The following is an 18,349-nucleotide window of genomic DNA, read 5'->3' on the forward strand; positions in this document are numbered from 1 at the left end:
CGCCTTGACGGCTCCGCATCCACCTGCGGCTTTGCGCCAACATGATCTTCTGATCGTTTCATCGCGCTGCCCTGCCTTCGCCAGCGCGTTTGTTCAGGCGCGCCTCGAGCGCGGTGACGCTCTCGAGCACGGCCTCGAACCTCGGAGGGTCGCCGAAGATCATGCCAGTCATGGCTCTGTAGTCGACACGTAGCTGCTCGATCATCTCGTCATGTGGAGCAAGAGCAAAGGAGCCGGGCGCGGCGCTCGCGAGATCGAAATCAAGGCGGTTGAAGAACATCCGTGCGTGCGCGACGCAGTCGGCTCCGAGCTCCGGGTCTTCGATTGCGGAGGCTCCGGCCTGCGTCGGAAGGAGCTTATGCAGGTCATAATAGTGGCGGGACACACGCTGGCCGCCGCCGCGCAGCTCGCCGCGCTTGTCGAACCAACGCCGTAAGCCGTGCAGAATGACGACCTTGTCCCAGAAGGTTCGTTCGGGGTCGACAGTTCGTACGCCCGGAACAGTCAGGTCGAGCGCCGGCAGATCGTCATCAACATAGGGCTTAATCGGCACTTCGCTGTTCGGATCAAGGGCGGATTTGGCGCCCGACTCGATCTTGATCGCGGCGCGGACATAATCGGATTGCGGCGTCGCCGTCGGATACCAGATCAGAAGTGTCTGCTTGTCGGCATCTGTGTCGTCTACTTCCACCCGTGCCGCGCCTGCATCAAGACCCGCGGCCTTTAGCCGATCCTTGAGAATCTGTGTCAGTTGGTTGCGTAATGGACCGTTGATATAGGCTTGGCAGACCGCTTTGATCGCATCGAGCCGCGCGCGGCGCTTGTTGTTGCTAAGAGCATTGAGCTCTTCGATGGTCGCCGGCTCGCCGATGTCGTCCCGAAAAACCGTCACGTCGATGTCTTCGGAGAAGCGATTGATCAGGCCAAAGCCTTTGGACAACGATGTCCCGCCCTTGAATAGCAGGCGGGGTCCTCCCTCCTTCAGGCCATGGAATAAGGCGTCGAGCGTCCAGCACACCCAGAAATCCTTTTCGATATTTTGGGATACCGTGCCGAGGCGCAGCGCCGTCGTATCGAAGGCGCTCAACATCGTGTCCGTTCCGGCTGCGAGGACCTCATCAAAAGCCCGATTCATGTTTTCCTCGCCCCGCCCCGCTTAGCTGATTGCGGCTTTTTGGTTAGGTCCAAATTGCCCTTTGGCCGGACGCCGGCAGCGGGATGATGATCATCATGATCCGAACCCGTATGATCATCATCAGCAGCATAGTCAGCATCGACGTGCCGATCTTGGACGTTGATGTCGCTTCCGATCAGCGGCTTGAGGAACGCCCGCATCCAGGTCGGAAGCGCGGTCATGCCAGCCTTGATATCGGCTTTAAGCGGCGGCCCTGCCGACGGGTCATCGAAGAGCTTGGCAAGCTTTTGTTTAACCCGGTCACTCTCGCCTTCACGGGTCAGGAGATCACGCAACCAGTGAAGTGCCTGGATGATGCGCATGGCCGGCCGTCCGGCCCAAAAGAGCTTGCTGGCAGCGGTTGGACGGAAAGTAATGGTGACGTTGCCGAGCTTGATCGGCTGTTTGCGCGCGTCGGTATGGACCACGATTTTCGCTGGCACAGCGTCGGTCAGGCCCAGGTCGTTCGCGGCGGTCATGCCGTCGACGAGCATCCGGTTCTGGTCACGCCGCCCGACGGCGTCGATGACGGATCGCGGATCGGGCGGGTTAGGTTTCTGGGTCAGCTTGTTGAAACCGAGCTGGTCGTAGAGCCCGCGGTCAATCCGCCTGAGGTTTTCGGCGTTGGTCAGCCGCTGCAACGTCTTGTCGACGGCGTCTCGCGAAGCGAGGTCGACGAAATCGGTCGGCGTCCAGACCTTGCGTGGCGCATCTGCCCGGATGCGCTCCAGGATTGTGGTCTTGAGATCAGGTGAGTCGTCGGTCATGTCCGAAAAATGTATAACTTTTTCGGACGTACTGCAAAATTGCTTGTCCGAAATATGTATACAAATTTCGGACCTTCCTGCTAGCTGGCCAAATTACCCTGATTTCAGCCCGACCCGGCCGCGAGCGAGCTAGGTGTTCCCGGCACTTTCCGCCAGCCAGGCCCGGGCCGTCTCGACCCGCATCCGGCGCAAAGCCATCAGCCGCGCATACAACTCGGCCAACACTCGGAACGTGCTCAGTCGCAAGCTCCAGATAGCCATGATTTAGGCTGCAGGGGACGGCAGTTCTAATGGTATTGGGATACGCTAACACTAGTAGCTCCTTGACATCAAACGCGTCGTGTTTTATGATTGATCATGTTATACGACGTATTGCAGATTGATAGATGACAGATGCAGACCTAGAGGCTACTCGCCGGCCTCGGCCCTGGGGTCAAGATCGGCGACTGGAATTCATCGAATTTCGTTTGTTGTGGGACGGCAAAATCAATCGCGGCGAGGTGGCCGAATATTTCAATATCTCGGTTCAGCAGGCATCGCTGGATTTCGCCAAATACCTTGATCTGGCCAAAGACAACATGGAGTACGACCGTCACGAGAAAGTCTATCGCGCGACAGAACATTTCAGGCCGCGGTTTCTCGCGCCCGATACCCAGACTTATTTGAACGAGCTCGTGGGCCTGACTATGGGCACGATTTCGCGATCAGTAAGCTTCGTGGGGACCCGACCGCCCTGTGATGTTGTGACGCTCCCGGTCCGCCGTGTGCGCATTGAGATGCTCCTGCCAATTCTCTGGGCTATCCGTGATGGCACAGAGATTGAGGTGACATATCAATCGATGCGCACTCCCGATCCAACTCGCCAATGGATTGCCCCCCATTCTCTGGCCTTCGACGGTTCTCGCTGGCATGCCCGCGCATGGTGTCACGGAACTTTGCGATTTCGCGATTTCGTCTTGACGAGATTCCTGCAAATTCACGGACGCCGTATCGGCGGCGTGAATCCGCAGGACGATACGGATTGGCAGAGCTTCGTCGTGATCGAGATAGAGCCCAATCCGAATCTGACGCTTAGCCAGAGAGATTCAGTGATTGCCGACTTCGGCATGCAAGACGGACGGTTGTCCAAAACGATCCGCCGCTCGCTTGTTTCATATTTTGTGCGCCACCTACGCATCGAAACACCGCAGGAGCCCCAGCCAATTGTATGGGCAAACCGCACTCAGTTCGAAGACTTAATACACGACCTATGAATCATAGCGAGCATCAATCCTAGAAGGAGCAAGACATGTCTGAAGCAGAGAAATCAGAAAAATCACTTCACGTATTCTACGTGGACGCAAAGCGCCACGAAAGTGCCAAGACCGCCCTTACCGGCGCGGAAATAAAAGCCATCGCCAATGTTGCTCCTAATTATCAGCTCTTCCTCGAAGAAGAAGGTGACAGGCCCGACAAGGGCATAGCCGACGGTGAAGCTGTGGGTATCACTGAACGCGTGAAACACTTTTTTGCTGTCCCACCAGCGACATTTGGACTCTGATGATCGCCGAGCAATTCCAGCAACTGAAGGAATACCTTCAGGAATTCAAGCATCAAGACGCTGAAATTCAGCGTCGGGCCGATGGCTCATACCTCATTACGATTAAGGGGTTCGATTTGCCCGAGGGCTGGAATCCTAAGAAGGTCGACATTCTCTTCGTCGCGCCTCCTGGATATCCCGCTGCAAAGCCTGACTGCTTCTGGGTTTCGCCGCCGCTACGCCTTCCCAATGGCGCGATTCCGCAGAGCACCAACGAAGGAACTCCATTGCCGTACGATACGACACCGGGCCGCCCATTGACGTGGTTTTCCTGGCATCTGCAGACGTGGGATCCGAATCGCGACCGGCTTGAACAGTTCTATCGGGTAATTCTTCAGCGACTGGACCCGCCTCGATGATCGAGCTCAGGTTTCAGGATGGAGATGCCAGCCGAATTATCGGTGAGCTCGTAGGCAGAGAGACCGAGCGCTGCGCTATCTTGCTGGCATCCCGCGTTGTTCTGCCGGAGATGGACCGTCTTGTCGTATCCCGCATCGACTTTCCAGCCGATGACAATTATTCAGACCGGTCGCTCGTTAGTGCGCAGCTCAAACCGGATTATATCGCGAAAGTTGGCAAAAGGGCCGCTCGCGAAAATCTTTCCGCCATTTTTGTACATTCTCACCCAGGGTCTGCTCCGCCGGAATTCTCCGCGGTGGACGATGATGGTGAGATACATCTAGCGCGTTTCTTGTCCGTGCGTGCGCCCGACACAGTGCATGGCGCCGTAGTGGTCAGCGCCGGGGGCTGGTGCGCTAGGCGCCTGGGTGAAAAGACTCCAATGCGCGTCGTGTCGGTCGGGCCTCGACTGCAAGTGCTCTTCGACGTCGATGGCGCCTCTGGTTCCACGCCGTTGAAATTTGACCGCCAGGTCAGGGCACTGGGCTCCGCCGGCCAAAAATATCTTGAGTCACTCACTGTCGCCATAGTGGGTCTGGGTGGCACAGGCTCCATTGCCGCCGAACAGTTGGCGCATCTCGGCGTGCGGAAGTTCATCCTCGTAGATCCCGATCGCATTGAGACAACCAATCTTAACCGCGTGGTCGGCGCACACGTCAGCGATGTCGACCGATACAAGACGGACGTAGCTGCCGGCATGATTACGGGAATTACATCGGACGCTGTGTGCCAGCGCGTCGTCGGCGATGTGACACGAACGGCGATTGCTCGTGAATTGCGGGCAGCCGACTTTATCTTCTCGTGCACTGATTCCCATGGGAGCCGCGCGGTAATTCAACAGGTCGCGTATCAATATCTCATTCCCTGCGTCGACATGGGTTCAATCATTACCGCTAGAGGAGGTCAGATCTCAGGCATACATGGCCGGGTCCAGGCACTCGCGCCGGGACTGCCGTGCTTCACATGCTGCGGGCTGCTGGATTCCGAAGAGGTCAGGCGAGACATGATGAACGCCGAAGAGCGGAGCCGGGACCAGTATATTCAAGGAGCACATGAACCCGCGCCCGCCGTCATCTCGATCAACGGCACCGTAACCTCGATGGCGATGACGATGTTTCTGGCCATGATGGTCGGCGTTCCAAGCGCAGCCAGGCATCTCATCTACGACGCGCGCCCCCCGTCATTGCGAGCCGTTTCGTTCACTCGCAATCCAAATTGCTATGTGTGCTCCGAGCGGGGTGTTCTCGCGCGTGGGGATCTGCAGCCTTTGTTCACGCGGGACGATTGAAATGGCGATACGCGAATTTTCGCCGGAGGGGACGCCGCGCGCGAAAATCGCTTTCGTCGGGGAAGTACCGTCAAGCGAACATTTGGATAGGTTTCGCGAGCGCAACTTCGCATGGGAACCATCTAATCCAAACGATCCAGTCACGCCGGATAAACTTCGCGATCCCGACTATATCTCTAAACTTGATGCAGTGATTTGGACTCAGGACTCCAAAAATCCAAAGACCTTGCCGCGAGAGTTGATTGAGATTGGACCACGCCTTCTAGATCACGATGTCCGAGTCTACATTCGTCTTGCGACGGACGACCAGCAGACTGCCATGCCTCGCCAACTCGTCGTAAATCCCCTTCGAAAAGGTTTGCTCCCAACAGCGAATCTTCGACGCACCGAATGGGAGACCATTCCCGAAAGCCAACGCGAGAGAGAGAACGCTTTTCTTTTACCGTGCGTTTACATTATCGACACGGCGTCATCTTGGATCGATATCGCGGCTTTAGTCTGTGATCGACCCGCCGGCCCATCACCGAAATTCGGATTACAATTTGACGAAGCCAATCTTCTCACCCGATTTGGACCGGATGGGCATGAAGAACGAGTTATGTTGCTCAAACGGTCGTTTTGGAATTGCGCAGAGATCCAACTGATATCGCTTGACGGCGGCCTGTCGGGCACGCGCGTCTTTAAGGCTTACGCCTCGCTAGATGCTGGATTAGTGCAACAGGGCGCAACAGGCGCCTACCCGCACGTGTATTTCGTGAAGATCGGGCCACGCAAAAAAATCATTGACGAGTACGACCAATACTGTGGCCACATATTCGAATATGTGCCTTTCTATCTAGGGCCACGGTTGCGCCGCGATCGCTGCAACCTCGGGTCCACCCAAGGAATTCTCGTGGGCGACTTTGTCGATGGCGCAGAGTCGCTGATTGCCTGCGCGCGAGGCGGACGCTGCGGGCATGCCATTGCTAACCTGTTTGACAAGACGCTGGGCGGATGGAGGAAACAACAGCGTGTCGACACGAAATTTTCGCTTAGCTCCTATTTGGAGAAGAAATGGTGCGCTGAAGGACAAAGCCGATTGATCGCTTTGCCCCCTGAGCGCGTACCGCTCGTTAAGAAACTCCGCGCTGATATCGAAATTGAGCCATTGAAAGCGATATTTGAGCAGCTCGGGAACACTGAAACCTCGGTCGCCCCTGCGCATGGCGATATGCACGCGACCAACGTGCTCGTCCGGCACGGAGACGCGATCCTCATAGATTTTGAGAAACTGGAGCAGCACTACCCGCTCACCTACGACCCCGCGTCCCTCGAAGGAGGGCTTTTGGTCGAAGGATTCATTGAAGACCTCAAGAAGAGAAGGCTTACGCCTAAGAAGCTCTTAAGCATGATTAGCCCTCTCTACGAGGAGAGTGCTCTGAAGATGGGTCAGTCCACATTCTGTAGACCCGGCGACCCCACCGAATGGTTTTTTAACGCGGTGAATCAAATTCGCGCGTTGAGCTGGTCGGCTGAACGGGAGCCAGGCCAGTACGCGTTGACGCTCGCGCTATGCCTTATTCGCAAAGGTTGCAACCCGCATCCAGAGCTCAAAGAAAAAGAGCCGAATACATTGCGGGCGATCTCATTCTTCTTTGGTCAAAAGATTCTGCGAGCAATGGCGCCGACTACGGCGACGCCACCTCGCGTGCACAAGCGTCGATCCGGGGGTGTTGGGCAATGATCGTAAATTTCACCATCAAAGCCAAAGTTGCTTCACGCGCCGATGCCAGCGCCTATCTGAAACAACCCGGGGACGCAGTCATTGTGGTTCGCCAAGCCCCACGTTGGCTGATCATGTCGTGTCCCTGTGGGTGCGGTTCTGAGCTGCCGGCAAATCTCGACCGACGCGCTGGTCCAGCATGGCGACTGTATGAATCCCCAAACGGAACAAGCGTTTATCCCTCCGTGTGGCGCGATACCGACTGCAAAAGCCACTTCATCATTTGGCGCGGCAAAATCCTGCTATTTGGACCGCGAGGAGACGATTGGTGGCTGGATGAGGGAGAGCTCAGTGATGCCGAGTTGCTCGACCGGGTACTCGAAACCCTGTCCGTTCGAGAGCAATCAATCGAAGAGATATCCGATCAAATTGCCGGCAGCGTACCTTGGGATGTTTTGCGATGTTGCCGAAAGCTTTGCGGAAAGGGCAAGGCCATCGAAGGATCGGGTCAGTCGAAAGGCCGTTTTCGGCGACGCTAGATCCTAACCACCGACGAAGAGCGAGACGTTTGGATGCGGGCACCGTGGGACGAGGCAAAGGTGCTGCAGCGGCCCCTGCCTAAGCGCCCCCCGATCACAATTGAGTCATTACATCGCAGCCAACTCTGCCGGCTTTACGCTGCGACTTTCCTCCTGCCGCTTCCACGCGCTTCCACGAACGACATTTCGGGCTCTAGTTCGGGCAGCAAAAAGCCCTCGAAAACGATGCGTTTTCAAGGGCTTAAAACTTTGTTGCGGGGAGAGGATTTGAACCTATGACCTTCAGGTTATGAGCCTGACGAACCGGTGTTCGCTGGTAGTTTTGTTGGTATCGCCAGAAAAGCCGTTGATTTTTCCCCTTAATTCACAAAAGGATAAACTGTGCGTTCAATGCCGGCCCAGCCAACTCGTTTTGATTTCGGGATGGGGGACGAGATTGCCACCAGACACGGGATACAAGAATTCCTGGAATAGTTGGATCAATCGGATCAGAGCGAGCTGCCGGTAAGAGGCACCCGGAAAAGAAAAGCGGTCGTGGCTGCGCTGGCGTCCGGAACGTAGTGCGCCTTCTTCCGCCTCCGGGCGACTGCGCTCTTTCACGGCGGCGAAGTCGCGCCTTCAGGGCGAACCTTGACGGATGGCCCAGAAGTTCCGCATGGGCGAGCTTCCTCGATAGCCCTCAAGCAACAGTAGAAGTCCACTCCTCAATTCAGGCCTCCAGGTCGCGGCGAGAAGCCTGGCGCGCCAAGGACGGGTTTCCTGAGGCGCACCCTCCAACAGGTCGAGAATCATCTTCTTCGCACGGAGATCGCCACGGAGCTGTCGTACGTGGCCGTTCGGCAAACGCGACTTGCTGCTCTCGAGCGTCTCCTCCGACATCTGCGGATTGGCCGATGCCCACGTCGCCGTTTCGGACCTCACACGTCGGTTGGGGCTCGACAGGAGCTCGACGACCTTCTCGGCCGGCTGAATCTGCGCGAGTATACCCGCCGCCGCGGCGTCTCCGCTCCTGACCGCGCTTTCGAGAAATTCGATGTCGCCCGGCGTGAGGGGCAGACGCTGTGCGAACTTGACGAACGCTTCCCCGCTGCGCCGTTCCACGGCCTCGCGCATCAGATGGACCGCTCCCGCAGGGTCGACATCGACGATCCACTCCAAGGCCAACTTGCTCGACTCGAAGATACCGTTCAGGAACGGTGCCGCATATGAAGCTGGCGCGTGCAGTCGGTGAAGCGCCAACACCGCGGCGATACGCACGCCTTCCTCCGCGTCCGGGCGTCGTGCTACGAAATTTCGGATGGCCTCGATATCCTCCGCCGATCCGACCGCACCGAGAGCAACCAGGAGATAGGACGCGTCCTCGACCTCCAGGTTCTTTTCGGCAAGCCGCGACCTGACCTGCGGGGCCGAAACTCTGCCGTGCATGGCGAAGATCGCCACGACTTCCGGCGTCGATGCCGTGGCCGCCTCGAGATCGCCCACAACCGAGTCGTCGCAATGAGCGAGCAGTGCGGCGACGGCCAGAGCCCGCACGTCCGGATCGGCGGCGCCGAGTTGCCCCTTCAGGGCCGGCACGCAGGGCGCACGCTCGGATACGGCGATGACCGCTATGGTCTTCTTCGGAAGGTCCGACTTTTCGGGGTCGGCGGTCGCGAACCTGGGCAGCATGGCAAGCAATTGGTCGCTGGAGGACTGCCTTGAATCGATGTAGCCGGCGATATCGTCCACCGCGAACAGTCCGAAACTGTAGATCAGTATCATCGGCAACGCGTCGAGAGGTATCTCGCACCCGAGCCGCAGGGCCGCATTGATGCCGGCCGAGCGGTAGTCCTCGGAAGGCACCTTGCCGAGGAGGCCGACGACATAGTCGCGCACCGCCTCGCTGCACGGTGGGGCCGCCGCCGTCAGCAATTCCATGGGAAGTGTGTAGGGTCCTCTCCTCGGTTGCCGGAAGCCGGATGCGGGATCGCCCGGCGCGACCCTTGCAGCCGCCACCGATGCGAACGCCTTCACCCTTTCGTCCGGCGCTTCCGCCTGGACGGCTGCGAGCCATTGCAAGTCCTCGCGTCGCGCAAGTCTGGGCACCAAATGGACCGCCCCCGTCAGCGACTTGTCGGTCTTCCAAAGATCCAAGAGCCCTTTGCGAGCTTCGTCGTCCTCTCCGGCCCAGTAGGCGAGCCGGATCCGCGCACCTGGGGTCAGTTGTTCTCGTAGGGTCGGGAGCACGGGCTGCTCGATCGGAGCGTTCACGATCCCGCCGGCGTTCCGCAACTGAGAAGTCGCGAGGACGTCGTCGCGCGTAAAGTCACTCTGCCAAAACAGCTTCGGGAAGCCGTATGCATGGGTACCCCACCGACCCACGTCGATGTCGATCCAATCGCCTACCGTCGTCGCGTAGAGCGACCGCTCCAGGACCGAATAGTGAGTCATGAATGCGACCGACGCCACGCTCAGGAATGCGACGGTCGAAATGACTGCGAAGCGGACGATATCTCGCCAGGAAAATCGCGCCAGCAGCAGAAGGATCCGGCTTTCGGTGAGCCGAGCCTGCCTGAATACAAGCGGATCGGTCCCGTAGGCTCCGTTGAACGTCTGTTCCTGCCGATAGCTCTCGTTCAGCTTCTTAACTTCGGTGGAGACGCGGGCGGCTATGTGCCGGGTCAGGTCCGACAGGAAGATTGCGCCGGGAATCAGCCCGACCGGATCGGATCCGTCGATGGACCGCCGCAGGTAGGTCGAGAAGAACGTGCTGCCGCCGCCGGCGGCTTCCCACGAGCGTTCATTTGCCCGCGTCGAACTGAGCAGTACCCGATATCCGCCCGCTCCCCGCGACCTGAAGAACTGCGGAACATAATCCGCGAAGCTCGCGCCGTAGCAGCAGTCGATGACCAAGAGTACGCCATAGGCATATGTATCCGATAGCGCACGACCGATTTCGGAGCCGAGCACGGGAGGTTGCGGGTGGTCGCCGGGCCGGGTGTCCCAAGCAACCAGTCCGAAATCCGACGGGAGCTGCATCCCGTGGCCAGCGAAATATATGAAGATGCGATCGGTCTTCGAGGCTTTCGAAGAGATGGCGGCGATCTCCTTCAAGATCCTGTCGCCGGTCGCATCGACCTCGGGTAGCAAGGTCACGTCCTCCGCCGGCAGGCCGCATCCTTTGAAGTCGACGAGAGCCCCGTATAAGGCAGCGGCGTCGGCGGCAGGAGCACCGAGCTTGGTGAAGGCCGGATTGTTGGAAATGCCTATCAGCAGGACGAACGTGCGCGCTTCGGGAAACGCGGGTCTCGACTGCGTCGCTACCACCATCGGCTAAAGAAGCCTCCACGAACGTTCTGACGCGGCGGCAGGCCGGCCTCTTCCGTGGACCGCGCCGTCGGCCCTTCGGGCGGGGGTGCCTTCGACGTCATCGTATTGAGACCGACCGCCGCAGAATAGACTAGGCAGCCATTGAGAATGGCGACGAAATAGCCGCTCAGCTCGCTGGTGTGATTGAAGACCGCAACAAGGATCACGATCGCTTCCGCGAGGAGTAACGTAAGCCACTTTGCGCTGACCCTGAATACGGACTGCAGCGTGTTGCCGACGACCACCGTAGCGGCAGTCGCCCCCGCGAATGTACCCAACGTAGCGATAGTGAACAGTTCTTGCGCCATAGCAGTCCCCCAGCTCGCCGCAACCCGACCGAGCAACAAATCTACGCCGTCCCCGGATAAATCTCCAGTTGTAGGCCTCCCATCTTATTAAACCAACCGAGCAATTTCGGCAAAGCTCTACTGCACGATCGAGCGGCCGGTGACCATAGACAACGTCCACGCCGACGCGTCCAATCGTAACGAATCTTTCCGACCACACACCGTAGAGCTGAAGGTCAGCCTTTACGGCGCCCGGTCGTCCTCCGATCCACCGTCTTCGCGGCGACCACATTGTATCTCGGGTGCGCTAATGTTTCCGCATGCAACGCGTCGGTGCCGCCAGCTGTAGTTCGGCGCCACTTGTTCATCGGTCAAGCTGACCGCCTCGCGCCGGATCATTGTACCACGGCAATTCCGATAGCTTCAATTCTTCGCCGCGTCGGTATCGATCATGATGTAGTGGATTCCCTTATTGATCTAGAAGTTGGACGGCAGCAACTGTGATCTCGTCGAGCCGAGCTCGGGTGTAGGCCCAGATCTAGGGGCACCAAGCGCCTCGCGGACATTCGACCTTTGTGCAAAGCATGATGCGTGCTTAGCACCGTGCGTGCTATCGTCTCCGGCCACAACCGAAAGGAAGGCCTTCACGTGAAGTTTGACGATCCGGAATTTCAACAGCGTATCGCGGAAGCTCGCCAGCGCGCAGAGAATATGAACGCGTTGACGCTTTCCATTTTGCGTAATCACCTGGAAGCTGAGCAGATAATGAACGACTACATCACTACAAATGGTGTTTCCAAAAGAAAGCTCCGCAGGATGAAATTCTCGGACAAAATGGAAAAGTGCAAACTATTCGCCAAAGGTGAAGAGAACGAACCTTGGTGGGGCATTCTCAACGCCGCCAACAGTCTCCGCAATACGATCGCGCACAACCTGGACGCCGATAAGATTGATCGCAGAATGGCCGATTTGAAGGAGAAATATTTGGCGACAATGACCTGGGAAAATGCCGCCCTAATTGAGAATGAGCCTGACGATTACATTGCGATGATGGCGTGCTCGACGTGTGGCGGCTTCATTGCGACGCTTGATAGCCGCGTTAAGGGCGCGCAGGCCGCTTCTTCTTCGGAAGCCGAGTGACCGCAAGTTCGCCGACGATCAGCACGACAAGCGCGCCGAACGTGTATGCGTCATGTACTGAGTAAACGATTGCGGCCCAACCGATGGTTTTCATAGTAGCGATCCATCAGCCCGTGGGGCTGTTTGCAGCTTTAGGGATCGCTTTGCGTGGCCAATGGCCCACCACGCGGTGCTTGTCAGGGCACCAGGGATCGGATGTCGCCGCTTTAACGTCTGGCAGGACGGGGCATCACCCCATAGTTTCCATAGATCCTCGACCCAGACCCCGATGTCCACCGACAGGGCGTAGGTGGGAGGCCTATTCGTGGAATTATGGGCGGCCGGCATCATTGCAAGCCTCAGAACGTCGCTTTTTTGCGAGCTGCACGGGCTTCGGAGGCCGAGAATCTGTATCCGGTCATGAACCCGTGACCGTGGTCCAGGTGCTCCAGCCCTATGAGGGCGAGATAGACATAACGCGGAAGCCTCGTCGTGGATTTCTCCCAGGAGATGATGGTTTGCCGTGATCCGACCTGAAGCGCGAGGCGAAGCATTTCTTGGGTGAACCCGTGCCTTTTGCGCCAAGCCTTGAGGTCGGCACCAGTGATGCCAGGGCTTGCCAGATAGGATGTATCTTGGATGTCTAAATCCGCAACATCTTCGAGCGATTCGGTCATGGGAGCCTCAAAAACCTGTTTGTTTTCGGATGTCGGCACCATAACCATACGCAGAGAACCTTAAGGAAAGGCTAAACGTCGGGAAATTTTCTGCGCGGCGCGTCCCAGACCAATCGAACCGGTTCATCCTATTTGTACGCCACAGCTACCCAGGAGCCATACCTGCGCACTTGGCTTCTTTCGTGCTGGAGCAGCCTACGATCTTGTTGCCTCAGACCGATCATGGTTCGAGGTGGAGGCATGCGCGGCAAGGAGGAAATGACTCGGGTCGAGGCCTTAGGGTCGCCAAATAGTGGGAAAATGCCGCGTATCACGAAGCGGCCCCGCAAGAACCGCGGTGTGCCGCCGCCCGCAACGTTCGATATCGACGCACTGCCCGGCAGCTCTAATCGGAAGTTTTCATTGAAGAACTCTGCAAGGGCCTGATCCGACTCATTGTTTTTGTGGTCGGCTTTTTCGGTTACTGGACACAGCTACGGGCCGAAGCCCAAGAGCTTGAATGCCGCCTCCTGAAGCGGCGTGGATTTGGACAGCAGCGTGAAGCGATGCTTGGCCGCAAGCGGCATGCGCATGGTATTGCGGGTCATGGTCCCGAGATGATCGATGAGGCCGGCGAAGCTGTGGACGGGGTCGCCATTTGCGTTGCGCTTGATCGCCTTCTTGGATTTTGCGGTCGCTGAGGGCTCGGTCGACGCGACCGGCGATCTGCGCTCAGCGCGTGCGGCTTCGAGATCGGTGTCGTGGAACAAGAGCGGCGCCAGCGTTTGGCGCAGACGCCACTCGACGTGATAGGCAAGCATACACAGGAAGACATGGGCGCGCACGCGATCAGCGGTCCAGTGGCGAATGGGCCGGATTTCCAGATCGACCGTCTTCATCGAACGGAAGGCGCGTTCCACGCGCGCGAGATCCTTGTAAGCCTGGACCGCGTGCGCGGGGCTGAGGTCCTCGGCCGGCACGCTGGTACGGATGACATAGATGCCGTCGAGCTTGGCCTCCGCCGCGATCTGATCGACCTTGCGGGCCCAAGAGAAGTGGCCGTCACGGATGTCGAGCGCAAAGTGCTTGGCCATCTTCTTGGTATTCACGACTTCGCCGACCGTCAGGCCGATCTCGACGGCCGCGCGCAAGGGTGAACCCTTGCGACGGACGTGCGCCTGGATACGCGCGAGTTCCCGTTCGGTCGCAACAAGCAGCGCCTCGCGCTTGCGGGCACGCTCCGTTGCCAGATCGCGATTGCGGCACACGATCAGCCGCTCACCCGGGAAGTCCGGCGAGCTGATCTCCGCCAAGTCCCGCTCGTCAAACAGCGAGAGCTGCAGCGGGCCGTTCTCTTGTGCCAAGGCCTGGATTTGCGGCGCGCGCAGAGACGTGATCCAGTCCAGGCCTGAGGATTTGAGATCGTCCCGGATCCTCTAGCCGCGGTGATCATGCCTCTGTCCCCAACCAGCACGACGCGCTTGATGCCGAAGCGCGACTTGAGCTTCTCGATCTGGGATTTCAGCGTCATCGGATCCGCGGTGTTGCCCTCGAACACCTCGATCGCGACCGGCAAACCATCGCGCGTACACAGAAGCCCATAGACGATCTGCGGCCGGTCGCCGCGATGATCCCGGCTGTGGCCGTATTGCGCCAGCGGACAGTGACGCCCCTCGAAGTAGGACGAGCTCACGTCGTAGAGCACCAGCACGCCGTCCTCGAGATGCCGCCGCGCCAGGCCGTTCTCGATCCTGACCTGGCGCTCCAGGAGCCAATCCAACGCCTCGTAAGCCTCGCGCTCCTTGACCCGCCCGAGGTCCAAAACCGCGCCAAGGCTCGTGGTTGCTGTCTCCTCGTCCACTGCGCGCACGAAGCCGAGCTTGGAGCGTGGCATGATCAGGCGATCGACGATCATCGCCACCACGAGATCGCAATTGCGCCGTGCCTTAGCATCTCTCGCCGTGCTCAGGATCAACCGATCCAAAGCGATCTTGCGGATCATCCCCAGCGCCGCCGCGACATGGCCATGCGGCAGCGAACGCTCGATCTGCAATTGATCTACGCCCGGGCCAACCAGCGTGCCGCCCTTGAGGATCGCCTTGAGCGCCGCCACCACCTCACCTGGCAGCTTGCTCAGGTTCGCCAGCGTCCGCTTCTGGGTCCGGCCCTCCGCGTCGCGATAGCTCTCCCGCAGCAAAACCGCCGGCGGACTATCCCGATTCGGAACCGTCTCGATGAACATTCCCGAATCGAATCACAACAGAGCTGATTTGGGAAGCCCGTTACATGGACGCAAATCGAGAGAAAATCTTCCCCCAAAGCCCTGCCGCGACTCAGCTTTCAAGTCATGCGTAGTGAAAACTTCGGTCTAATCTGACGGCGTTAGAGGCAGCCGCGGTCATCCGACGCACGCCCGGAGCGCTGGAGCAGTGGCGGCGCGATCTGAACCACCCGCTGAAATGGCGCTACGTCGATGGCCGGCCACTCTATCGTGTCGATGCAGTGCGTGACTATCTGGCCAAGTGCGACAAAACCACTAAGGCCCCCCAGCCGCATAATGCTCGCGGAGACGGCCGAGCAGTTCAGCCTTGATGGGGTCGAGCGGATTCGTCCGCTGCAGCCGCACCACCTTCCCGACCCGTTCCGCGCCGACTAACTGCGCGATGTAGTCATGAGCCGCTTCGAACGCCATGTTTCGGATAATCCACTGTTCGTCGTGATTGTAAACCTGATCGATTCCACGCGGCTTTTGCCCCACACACAGCCGCTGGATTTCGTTGTCGTAGCCGCAACGAGACATGATGGTTCGCAAGCTCCGCCTTAAGTCATGCATGGTGAACTTGGCGACATCCGCTTCCTTGATCAGACGGTTGACCATCTTGGTGAAGCCCGACATCTGGCCGCCGGTCTTCGGTGACGGGAAGACGTAGTCGGACGTCGCGCGCTGGAAATGTTTAGCTGCCGCGAGCACCTCGTCAACGAGGTGGGTGCGCGGCACATCGTGGTGCAGGCCCATCTTGGTCCATGCCGCATCGAAGGTGATGCGGTCATCCATGATGTGCTTTTGCCATTCGATGATGGTTGGCTCGCTGCGACGCGGGCCACCGAGTAGGCACATGCGCGCTAATTGCCCAAAAGCCCCGAGCTTGCCGGATGCGTGCCAGACCTTGATGATCTCCTCATCGGTCAGCGCGCGGCCTTTCGTTCGGCGCCCAACTCTCTGCGCACGGGTTTCCTTGGGCGCGCGATAGCCGGCGAGTACGTTGTGCTCCACGTAACCCTCGCCGATACACCATTCGAGGAAGGTGTGCGTGTGCTTGCGCAAGTCCTTGGCTGCGCCGCGCCTGCCGGTCTTGGCGATCTTGTCCACCGCCGCCATGATTTGCCGTCGCGTCAGCGCGCCGATGGCGAGATCGAAATGATCCTTCAGACCGCGTCGCAGCGCCGACATTGCCGGTTTCCAATTGACGACTTGGCGTCCGGTCAAGGACATTTCGTAGGGGCCATCTTCAATGATCAGGGTCGCCAGCGTGGTGCACTGCCTCTCTGCCAGCTGTTGTCGCTTTGCCTCGCGTTTGGCGTCGTTCGGATCGACCCCAATGACCACCTCGCCGGCGGCGACGGTAGCGGCCTTGCGCGCGGCCTTCTCATTGAACTTGGGCCATGCGCCCAGGGTCTTGCGCTGGGTGCCTCTCGTCCCAGGCTTGGTGAACAGGAAGACCCAGGTCCGCCCACCAGTCGCGCGCATCCTGATGGCAAGCCCCGGCTGCTCTGTGTCGTGCAGATAGTACTGCGGCTTGCCCGGCGGCAGCGTGGCTGCACGTATCGCCGCGTCAGTGAGCCTCAGGTAGTTCGTCGTCACTTCGGCTCTGAGACCCTTCTCGCTGTTTTCCATCGTTTGTGCCCTTGCTCCTTGTGCCCTGGGTCACGTCGAGGAAGACTCAAGAAACGGATCACAAACCGTTCCCTCCACGTTCCCAGCTCTGTTGTGCCCCACGGGAAAATTCACGAAGGGCACGGCAGAGGCATACAAAATGTAGCAAGGCCACCTATGGCCTCCTATGGGCCAAAATGGCCACAAATCCCTGCGCTGCAAGGACTTCTACAACAAAACTATGGCTTGATTAGGTTAGCTCAGGTCTACGGATTGTGGTTCATAACGGTCGGGCTGCAGGTTCGATTCAGGTCAAACTAGTTCAGCGTTTTCTTGGTTCGAATCATATCAGGCGGCGTCGGCGAGTTTGTAGGACCAGGTATGGATGACGGGATGGCGATTGACGTCGTCGATTCCGGCGATGATTCGCTGTTTGAGTTCATGCTTTGACCTCACCCGGATGTGACGCAGGACGGAGCGGGCGAACTTGGAGAAGAAGCCCTCGACGAGGTTGAGCCAGGAGCCGTGCTTGGGCGTGAAGGTAAACTGGAAGCGGCCTGCCGGTCGTGTATCGAGCCAGACTCTGGTTTCTCTCGATATGTGCGCGGAATGATTATCGAGGATCAACTTGATCGCGGTCCTGGCCGGATAAGCGGCATCAAGGAGCTTGAGTAATTCTATGAACTCTCGGCTGCGGTGGCGGTCTTGGACGAGCGCGTGGACGTGACGTTTGTACTCATGATCGCGCGCGAAGGTCGCATGCACGCCCGACACTGGCGGCAGATCCGGCGCTGTCGTCGCGATGGCCTGGATTCCCGGCTTCTCATCGTAGGAGACGATCGCTACCGACTTGTCCGATTTCTTCGACTTGGCGGCGGCTTTTTTCAGGACCTGGACCTCGCGATAGACATACAGAACCTCCGCCATCTTCTGCTCGAACTCGGCGTCGCGGTTTTCAAGATAGTAGCGCACCTTGTGCGGCTTGATTTCCTCATGACCGAGAAGCTTGCACACCGTGCCCTGAACCAGACGGGCGAGACATTCATGTCCGGCCTCTGGTCCATGCTCGCGTGCATGGCGGGCCAACAGCCGCGTCGTCCACAACTCGTGCGGATAGCCGTGCTCCCTGGCTTTGTCGCACGCCAGAGACACCAGCCAGGCCTTGGCCGCCGGCGTGATCACCGGCTCCTTGCCCGGTCGCGGGCGCTCGTCGAGCGCCGCCAGCGCGCCATCGGCCGCCGCCCGCTCGACGCAGCGCTGGACCGTCTGATGATGGGCGCCAAGTCTTCGTCCCACCGCAAAGAACGACGGGGTCTCGCGGTAGGCAAGCAGCATCGCGGCCCGCGACACCCGGCGCGCCGGTTCGGTCCTCGACCGCGAAAGAGCCGTCAGTGTTTCAATCTCCTCATCGGTCATCGCCAACTCGACCGCTTGCCGCCATCCTGCCATGATGAAACTCCTCGTTCAGTCAATCGTAAACGAAGAATCCACAAACAAACGTCCCGTTCCATGACTGCCAAGTTCATGGAATCGGTCGTCTAGTGGTCAGAATCTTGGTAATAGTCCCGGAACCTGGCCCCCCTATCAGTTGCTAACGAGCTAGTATCCGGAATCAGA

14 protein-coding genes and 2 pseudogenes are annotated in these 18,349 nt (G+C 58.7%); 8 read left to right on the forward strand and 8 right to left on the reverse strand.

Going from position 1 to position 18,349, the window contains the following annotated elements; translation table 11 throughout:
- Window positions 1-58: 58 nt before the first annotated feature.
- Together FXB38_RS19680 and FXB38_RS19685 are read right to left on the reverse strand one after the other, a co-directional pair.
- A complete protein-coding gene (locus tag FXB38_RS19680; protein ID WP_148752644.1) occupies window positions 59-1,135 on the reverse strand; it encodes a nucleotidyl transferase AbiEii/AbiGii toxin family protein in 1,077 nt (358 codons plus the stop codon).
- Window positions 1,132-1,941 carry a DUF6088 family protein gene (locus FXB38_RS19685; protein WP_148752645.1) on the reverse strand — a complete coding sequence of 270 codons (810 nt, stop codon included), beginning with the start codon at window positions 1,939-1,941 and terminating at the stop codon, window positions 1,132-1,134. Before FXB38_RS19685 ends, FXB38_RS19680 begins: the two co-directional genes overlap by 4 nt.
- A 386-nt stretch (window positions 1,942-2,327) precedes the next feature.
- On the opposite strand from FXB38_RS19685, the gene FXB38_RS19690 reads away from it, so the two are divergent.
- The 7 genes and pseudogenes from FXB38_RS19690 to FXB38_RS43890 all read left to right on the forward strand — a co-directional run.
- Window positions 2,328-3,194: a BrxR family helix-turn-helix transcriptional regulator gene (locus FXB38_RS19690; protein ID WP_148752646.1), complete on the forward strand. Its 867-nt coding sequence runs from the start codon at window positions 2,328-2,330 to the stop codon at window positions 3,192-3,194.
- Window positions 3,195-3,229: 35 nt separating this feature from the next.
- A complete protein-coding gene (locus tag FXB38_RS19695) occupies window positions 3,230-3,481 on the forward strand; it encodes a multiubiquitin domain-containing protein (RefSeq protein ID WP_148752647.1) in 252 nt (83 codons plus the stop codon).
- Window positions 3,481-3,879: an E2/UBC family protein gene (locus FXB38_RS19700; protein ID WP_148752648.1), complete on the forward strand. Its 399-nt coding sequence runs from the start codon at window positions 3,481-3,483 to the stop codon at window positions 3,877-3,879. The genes FXB38_RS19695 and FXB38_RS19700 overlap by 1 nt, the downstream gene beginning before the upstream one ends.
- On the forward strand, window positions 3,876-5,207 hold the full coding sequence (locus FXB38_RS19705) for a HesA/MoeB/ThiF family protein (RefSeq protein WP_148752649.1): 1,332 nt from the start codon (window positions 3,876-3,878) through the stop codon (window positions 5,205-5,207). Before FXB38_RS19700 ends, FXB38_RS19705 begins: the two co-directional genes overlap by 4 nt.
- Window position 5,208: 1 nt before the next feature.
- Window positions 5,209-6,930, forward strand: a complete 1,722-nt coding sequence (locus tag FXB38_RS19710) for a glycosyltransferase family protein (protein WP_148752650.1) — start codon at window positions 5,209-5,211, stop codon at window positions 6,928-6,930.
- Window positions 6,927-7,448: a ubiquitination-like system serine protease family protein gene (locus FXB38_RS19715; protein ID WP_148752651.1), complete on the forward strand. Its 522-nt coding sequence runs from the start codon at window positions 6,927-6,929 to the stop codon at window positions 7,446-7,448. Before FXB38_RS19710 ends, FXB38_RS19715 begins: the two co-directional genes overlap by 4 nt.
- Window positions 7,449-7,727 (forward strand): annotated as a pseudogene (locus tag FXB38_RS43890) (hypothetical protein); the annotation flags it as partial.
- Window positions 7,728-8,066: 339 nt separating this feature from the next.
- Here the strand turns inward: FXB38_RS43890 and FXB38_RS19720 are convergent.
- A complete protein-coding gene (locus FXB38_RS19720) occupies window positions 8,067-10,757 on the reverse strand; it encodes a caspase family protein (RefSeq protein WP_148752652.1) in 2,691 nt (896 codons plus the stop codon).
- Entirely contained in the window at window positions 10,748-11,104 is a 357-nt protein-coding gene (locus FXB38_RS19725; RefSeq protein ID WP_148752653.1) for a hypothetical protein, read from the reverse strand. Before FXB38_RS19725 ends, FXB38_RS19720 begins: the two co-directional genes overlap by 10 nt.
- Before the next feature lie 627 nt (window positions 11,105-11,731).
- On the opposite strand from FXB38_RS19725, the gene FXB38_RS19730 reads away from it, so the two are divergent.
- Window positions 11,732-12,223, forward strand: a complete 492-nt coding sequence (locus tag FXB38_RS19730; protein WP_148752654.1) for a hypothetical protein — start codon at window positions 11,732-11,734, stop codon at window positions 12,221-12,223.
- Between the two features lie 338 nt (window positions 12,224-12,561).
- Here FXB38_RS19730 and FXB38_RS19735 read toward each other — a convergent pair whose 3' ends face one another.
- The 4 genes and pseudogenes from FXB38_RS19735 to FXB38_RS19760 form a co-directional block, all read right to left on the reverse strand.
- Complete coding sequence (locus FXB38_RS19735; RefSeq protein ID WP_148752655.1) at window positions 12,562-12,879, reverse strand: hypothetical protein; 318 nt, start codon at window positions 12,877-12,879, stop codon at window positions 12,562-12,564.
- Window positions 12,880-13,352: 473 nt separating this feature from the next.
- A pseudogene (locus FXB38_RS19745) lies at window positions 13,353-15,100 on the reverse strand (IS1634 family transposase).
- A gap of 294 nt (window positions 15,101-15,394) precedes the next feature.
- A complete protein-coding gene (locus FXB38_RS19755) occupies window positions 15,395-16,753 on the reverse strand; it encodes a tyrosine-type recombinase/integrase (RefSeq protein ID WP_148752657.1) in 1,359 nt (452 codons plus the stop codon).
- A 327-nt stretch (window positions 16,754-17,080) separates the two neighbouring features.
- On the reverse strand, window positions 17,081-18,181 hold the full coding sequence (locus tag FXB38_RS19760) for an IS630 family transposase (RefSeq protein ID WP_148752658.1): 1,101 nt from the start codon (window positions 18,179-18,181) through the stop codon (window positions 17,081-17,083).
- Between the last annotated feature and the right edge of the window lie 168 nt (window positions 18,182-18,349).

The sequence above is a fragment of the Bradyrhizobium cytisi genome (genome assembly GCF_008123515.1).
GTDB lineage: Bacteria > Pseudomonadota > Alphaproteobacteria > Rhizobiales > Xanthobacteraceae > Bradyrhizobium > Bradyrhizobium cytisi.

What these genes read in the sequence shown, in the direction of transcription:
- FXB38_RS19755 (WP_148752657.1), bottom strand. Translation starts at nt 16,753, where the DNA reads ATGGAAAACAGCGAGAAGGGTCTCAGAGCCGAAGTGACGACGAACTAC.
- FXB38_RS19700 (WP_148752648.1), top strand. Translation starts at nt 3,481, where the DNA reads ATGATCGCCGAGCAATTCCAGCAACTGAAGGAATACCTTCAGGAATTC.
- FXB38_RS19705 (WP_148752649.1), top strand. Translation starts at nt 3,876, where the DNA reads ATGATCGAGCTCAGGTTTCAGGATGGAGATGCCAGCCGAATTATCGGT.
- FXB38_RS19710 (WP_148752650.1), top strand. Translation starts at nt 5,209, where the DNA reads ATGGCGATACGCGAATTTTCGCCGGAGGGGACGCCGCGCGCGAAAATC.
- FXB38_RS19685 (WP_148752645.1), bottom strand. Translation starts at nt 1,941, where the DNA reads ATGACCGACGACTCACCTGATCTCAAGACCACAATCCTGGAGCGCATC.
- FXB38_RS19720 (WP_148752652.1), bottom strand. Translation starts at nt 10,757, where the DNA reads ATGGTGGTAGCGACGCAGTCGAGACCCGCGTTTCCCGAAGCGCGCACG.
- FXB38_RS19715 (WP_148752651.1), top strand. Translation starts at nt 6,927, where the DNA reads ATGATCGTAAATTTCACCATCAAAGCCAAAGTTGCTTCACGCGCCGAT.
- FXB38_RS19680 (WP_148752644.1), bottom strand. Translation starts at nt 1,135, where the DNA reads ATGAATCGGGCTTTTGATGAGGTCCTCGCAGCCGGAACGGACACGATG.
- FXB38_RS19735 (WP_148752655.1), bottom strand. Translation starts at nt 12,879, where the DNA reads ATGACCGAATCGCTCGAAGATGTTGCGGATTTAGACATCCAAGATACA.
- FXB38_RS19760 (WP_148752658.1), bottom strand. Translation starts at nt 18,181, where the DNA reads ATGGCAGGATGGCGGCAAGCGGTCGAGTTGGCGATGACCGATGAGGAG.
- FXB38_RS19695 (WP_148752647.1), top strand. Translation starts at nt 3,230, where the DNA reads ATGTCTGAAGCAGAGAAATCAGAAAAATCACTTCACGTATTCTACGTG.
- FXB38_RS19690 (WP_148752646.1), top strand. Translation starts at nt 2,328, where the DNA reads ATGACAGATGCAGACCTAGAGGCTACTCGCCGGCCTCGGCCCTGGGGT.
- FXB38_RS19725 (WP_148752653.1), bottom strand. Translation starts at nt 11,104, where the DNA reads ATGGCGCAAGAACTGTTCACTATCGCTACGTTGGGTACATTCGCGGGG.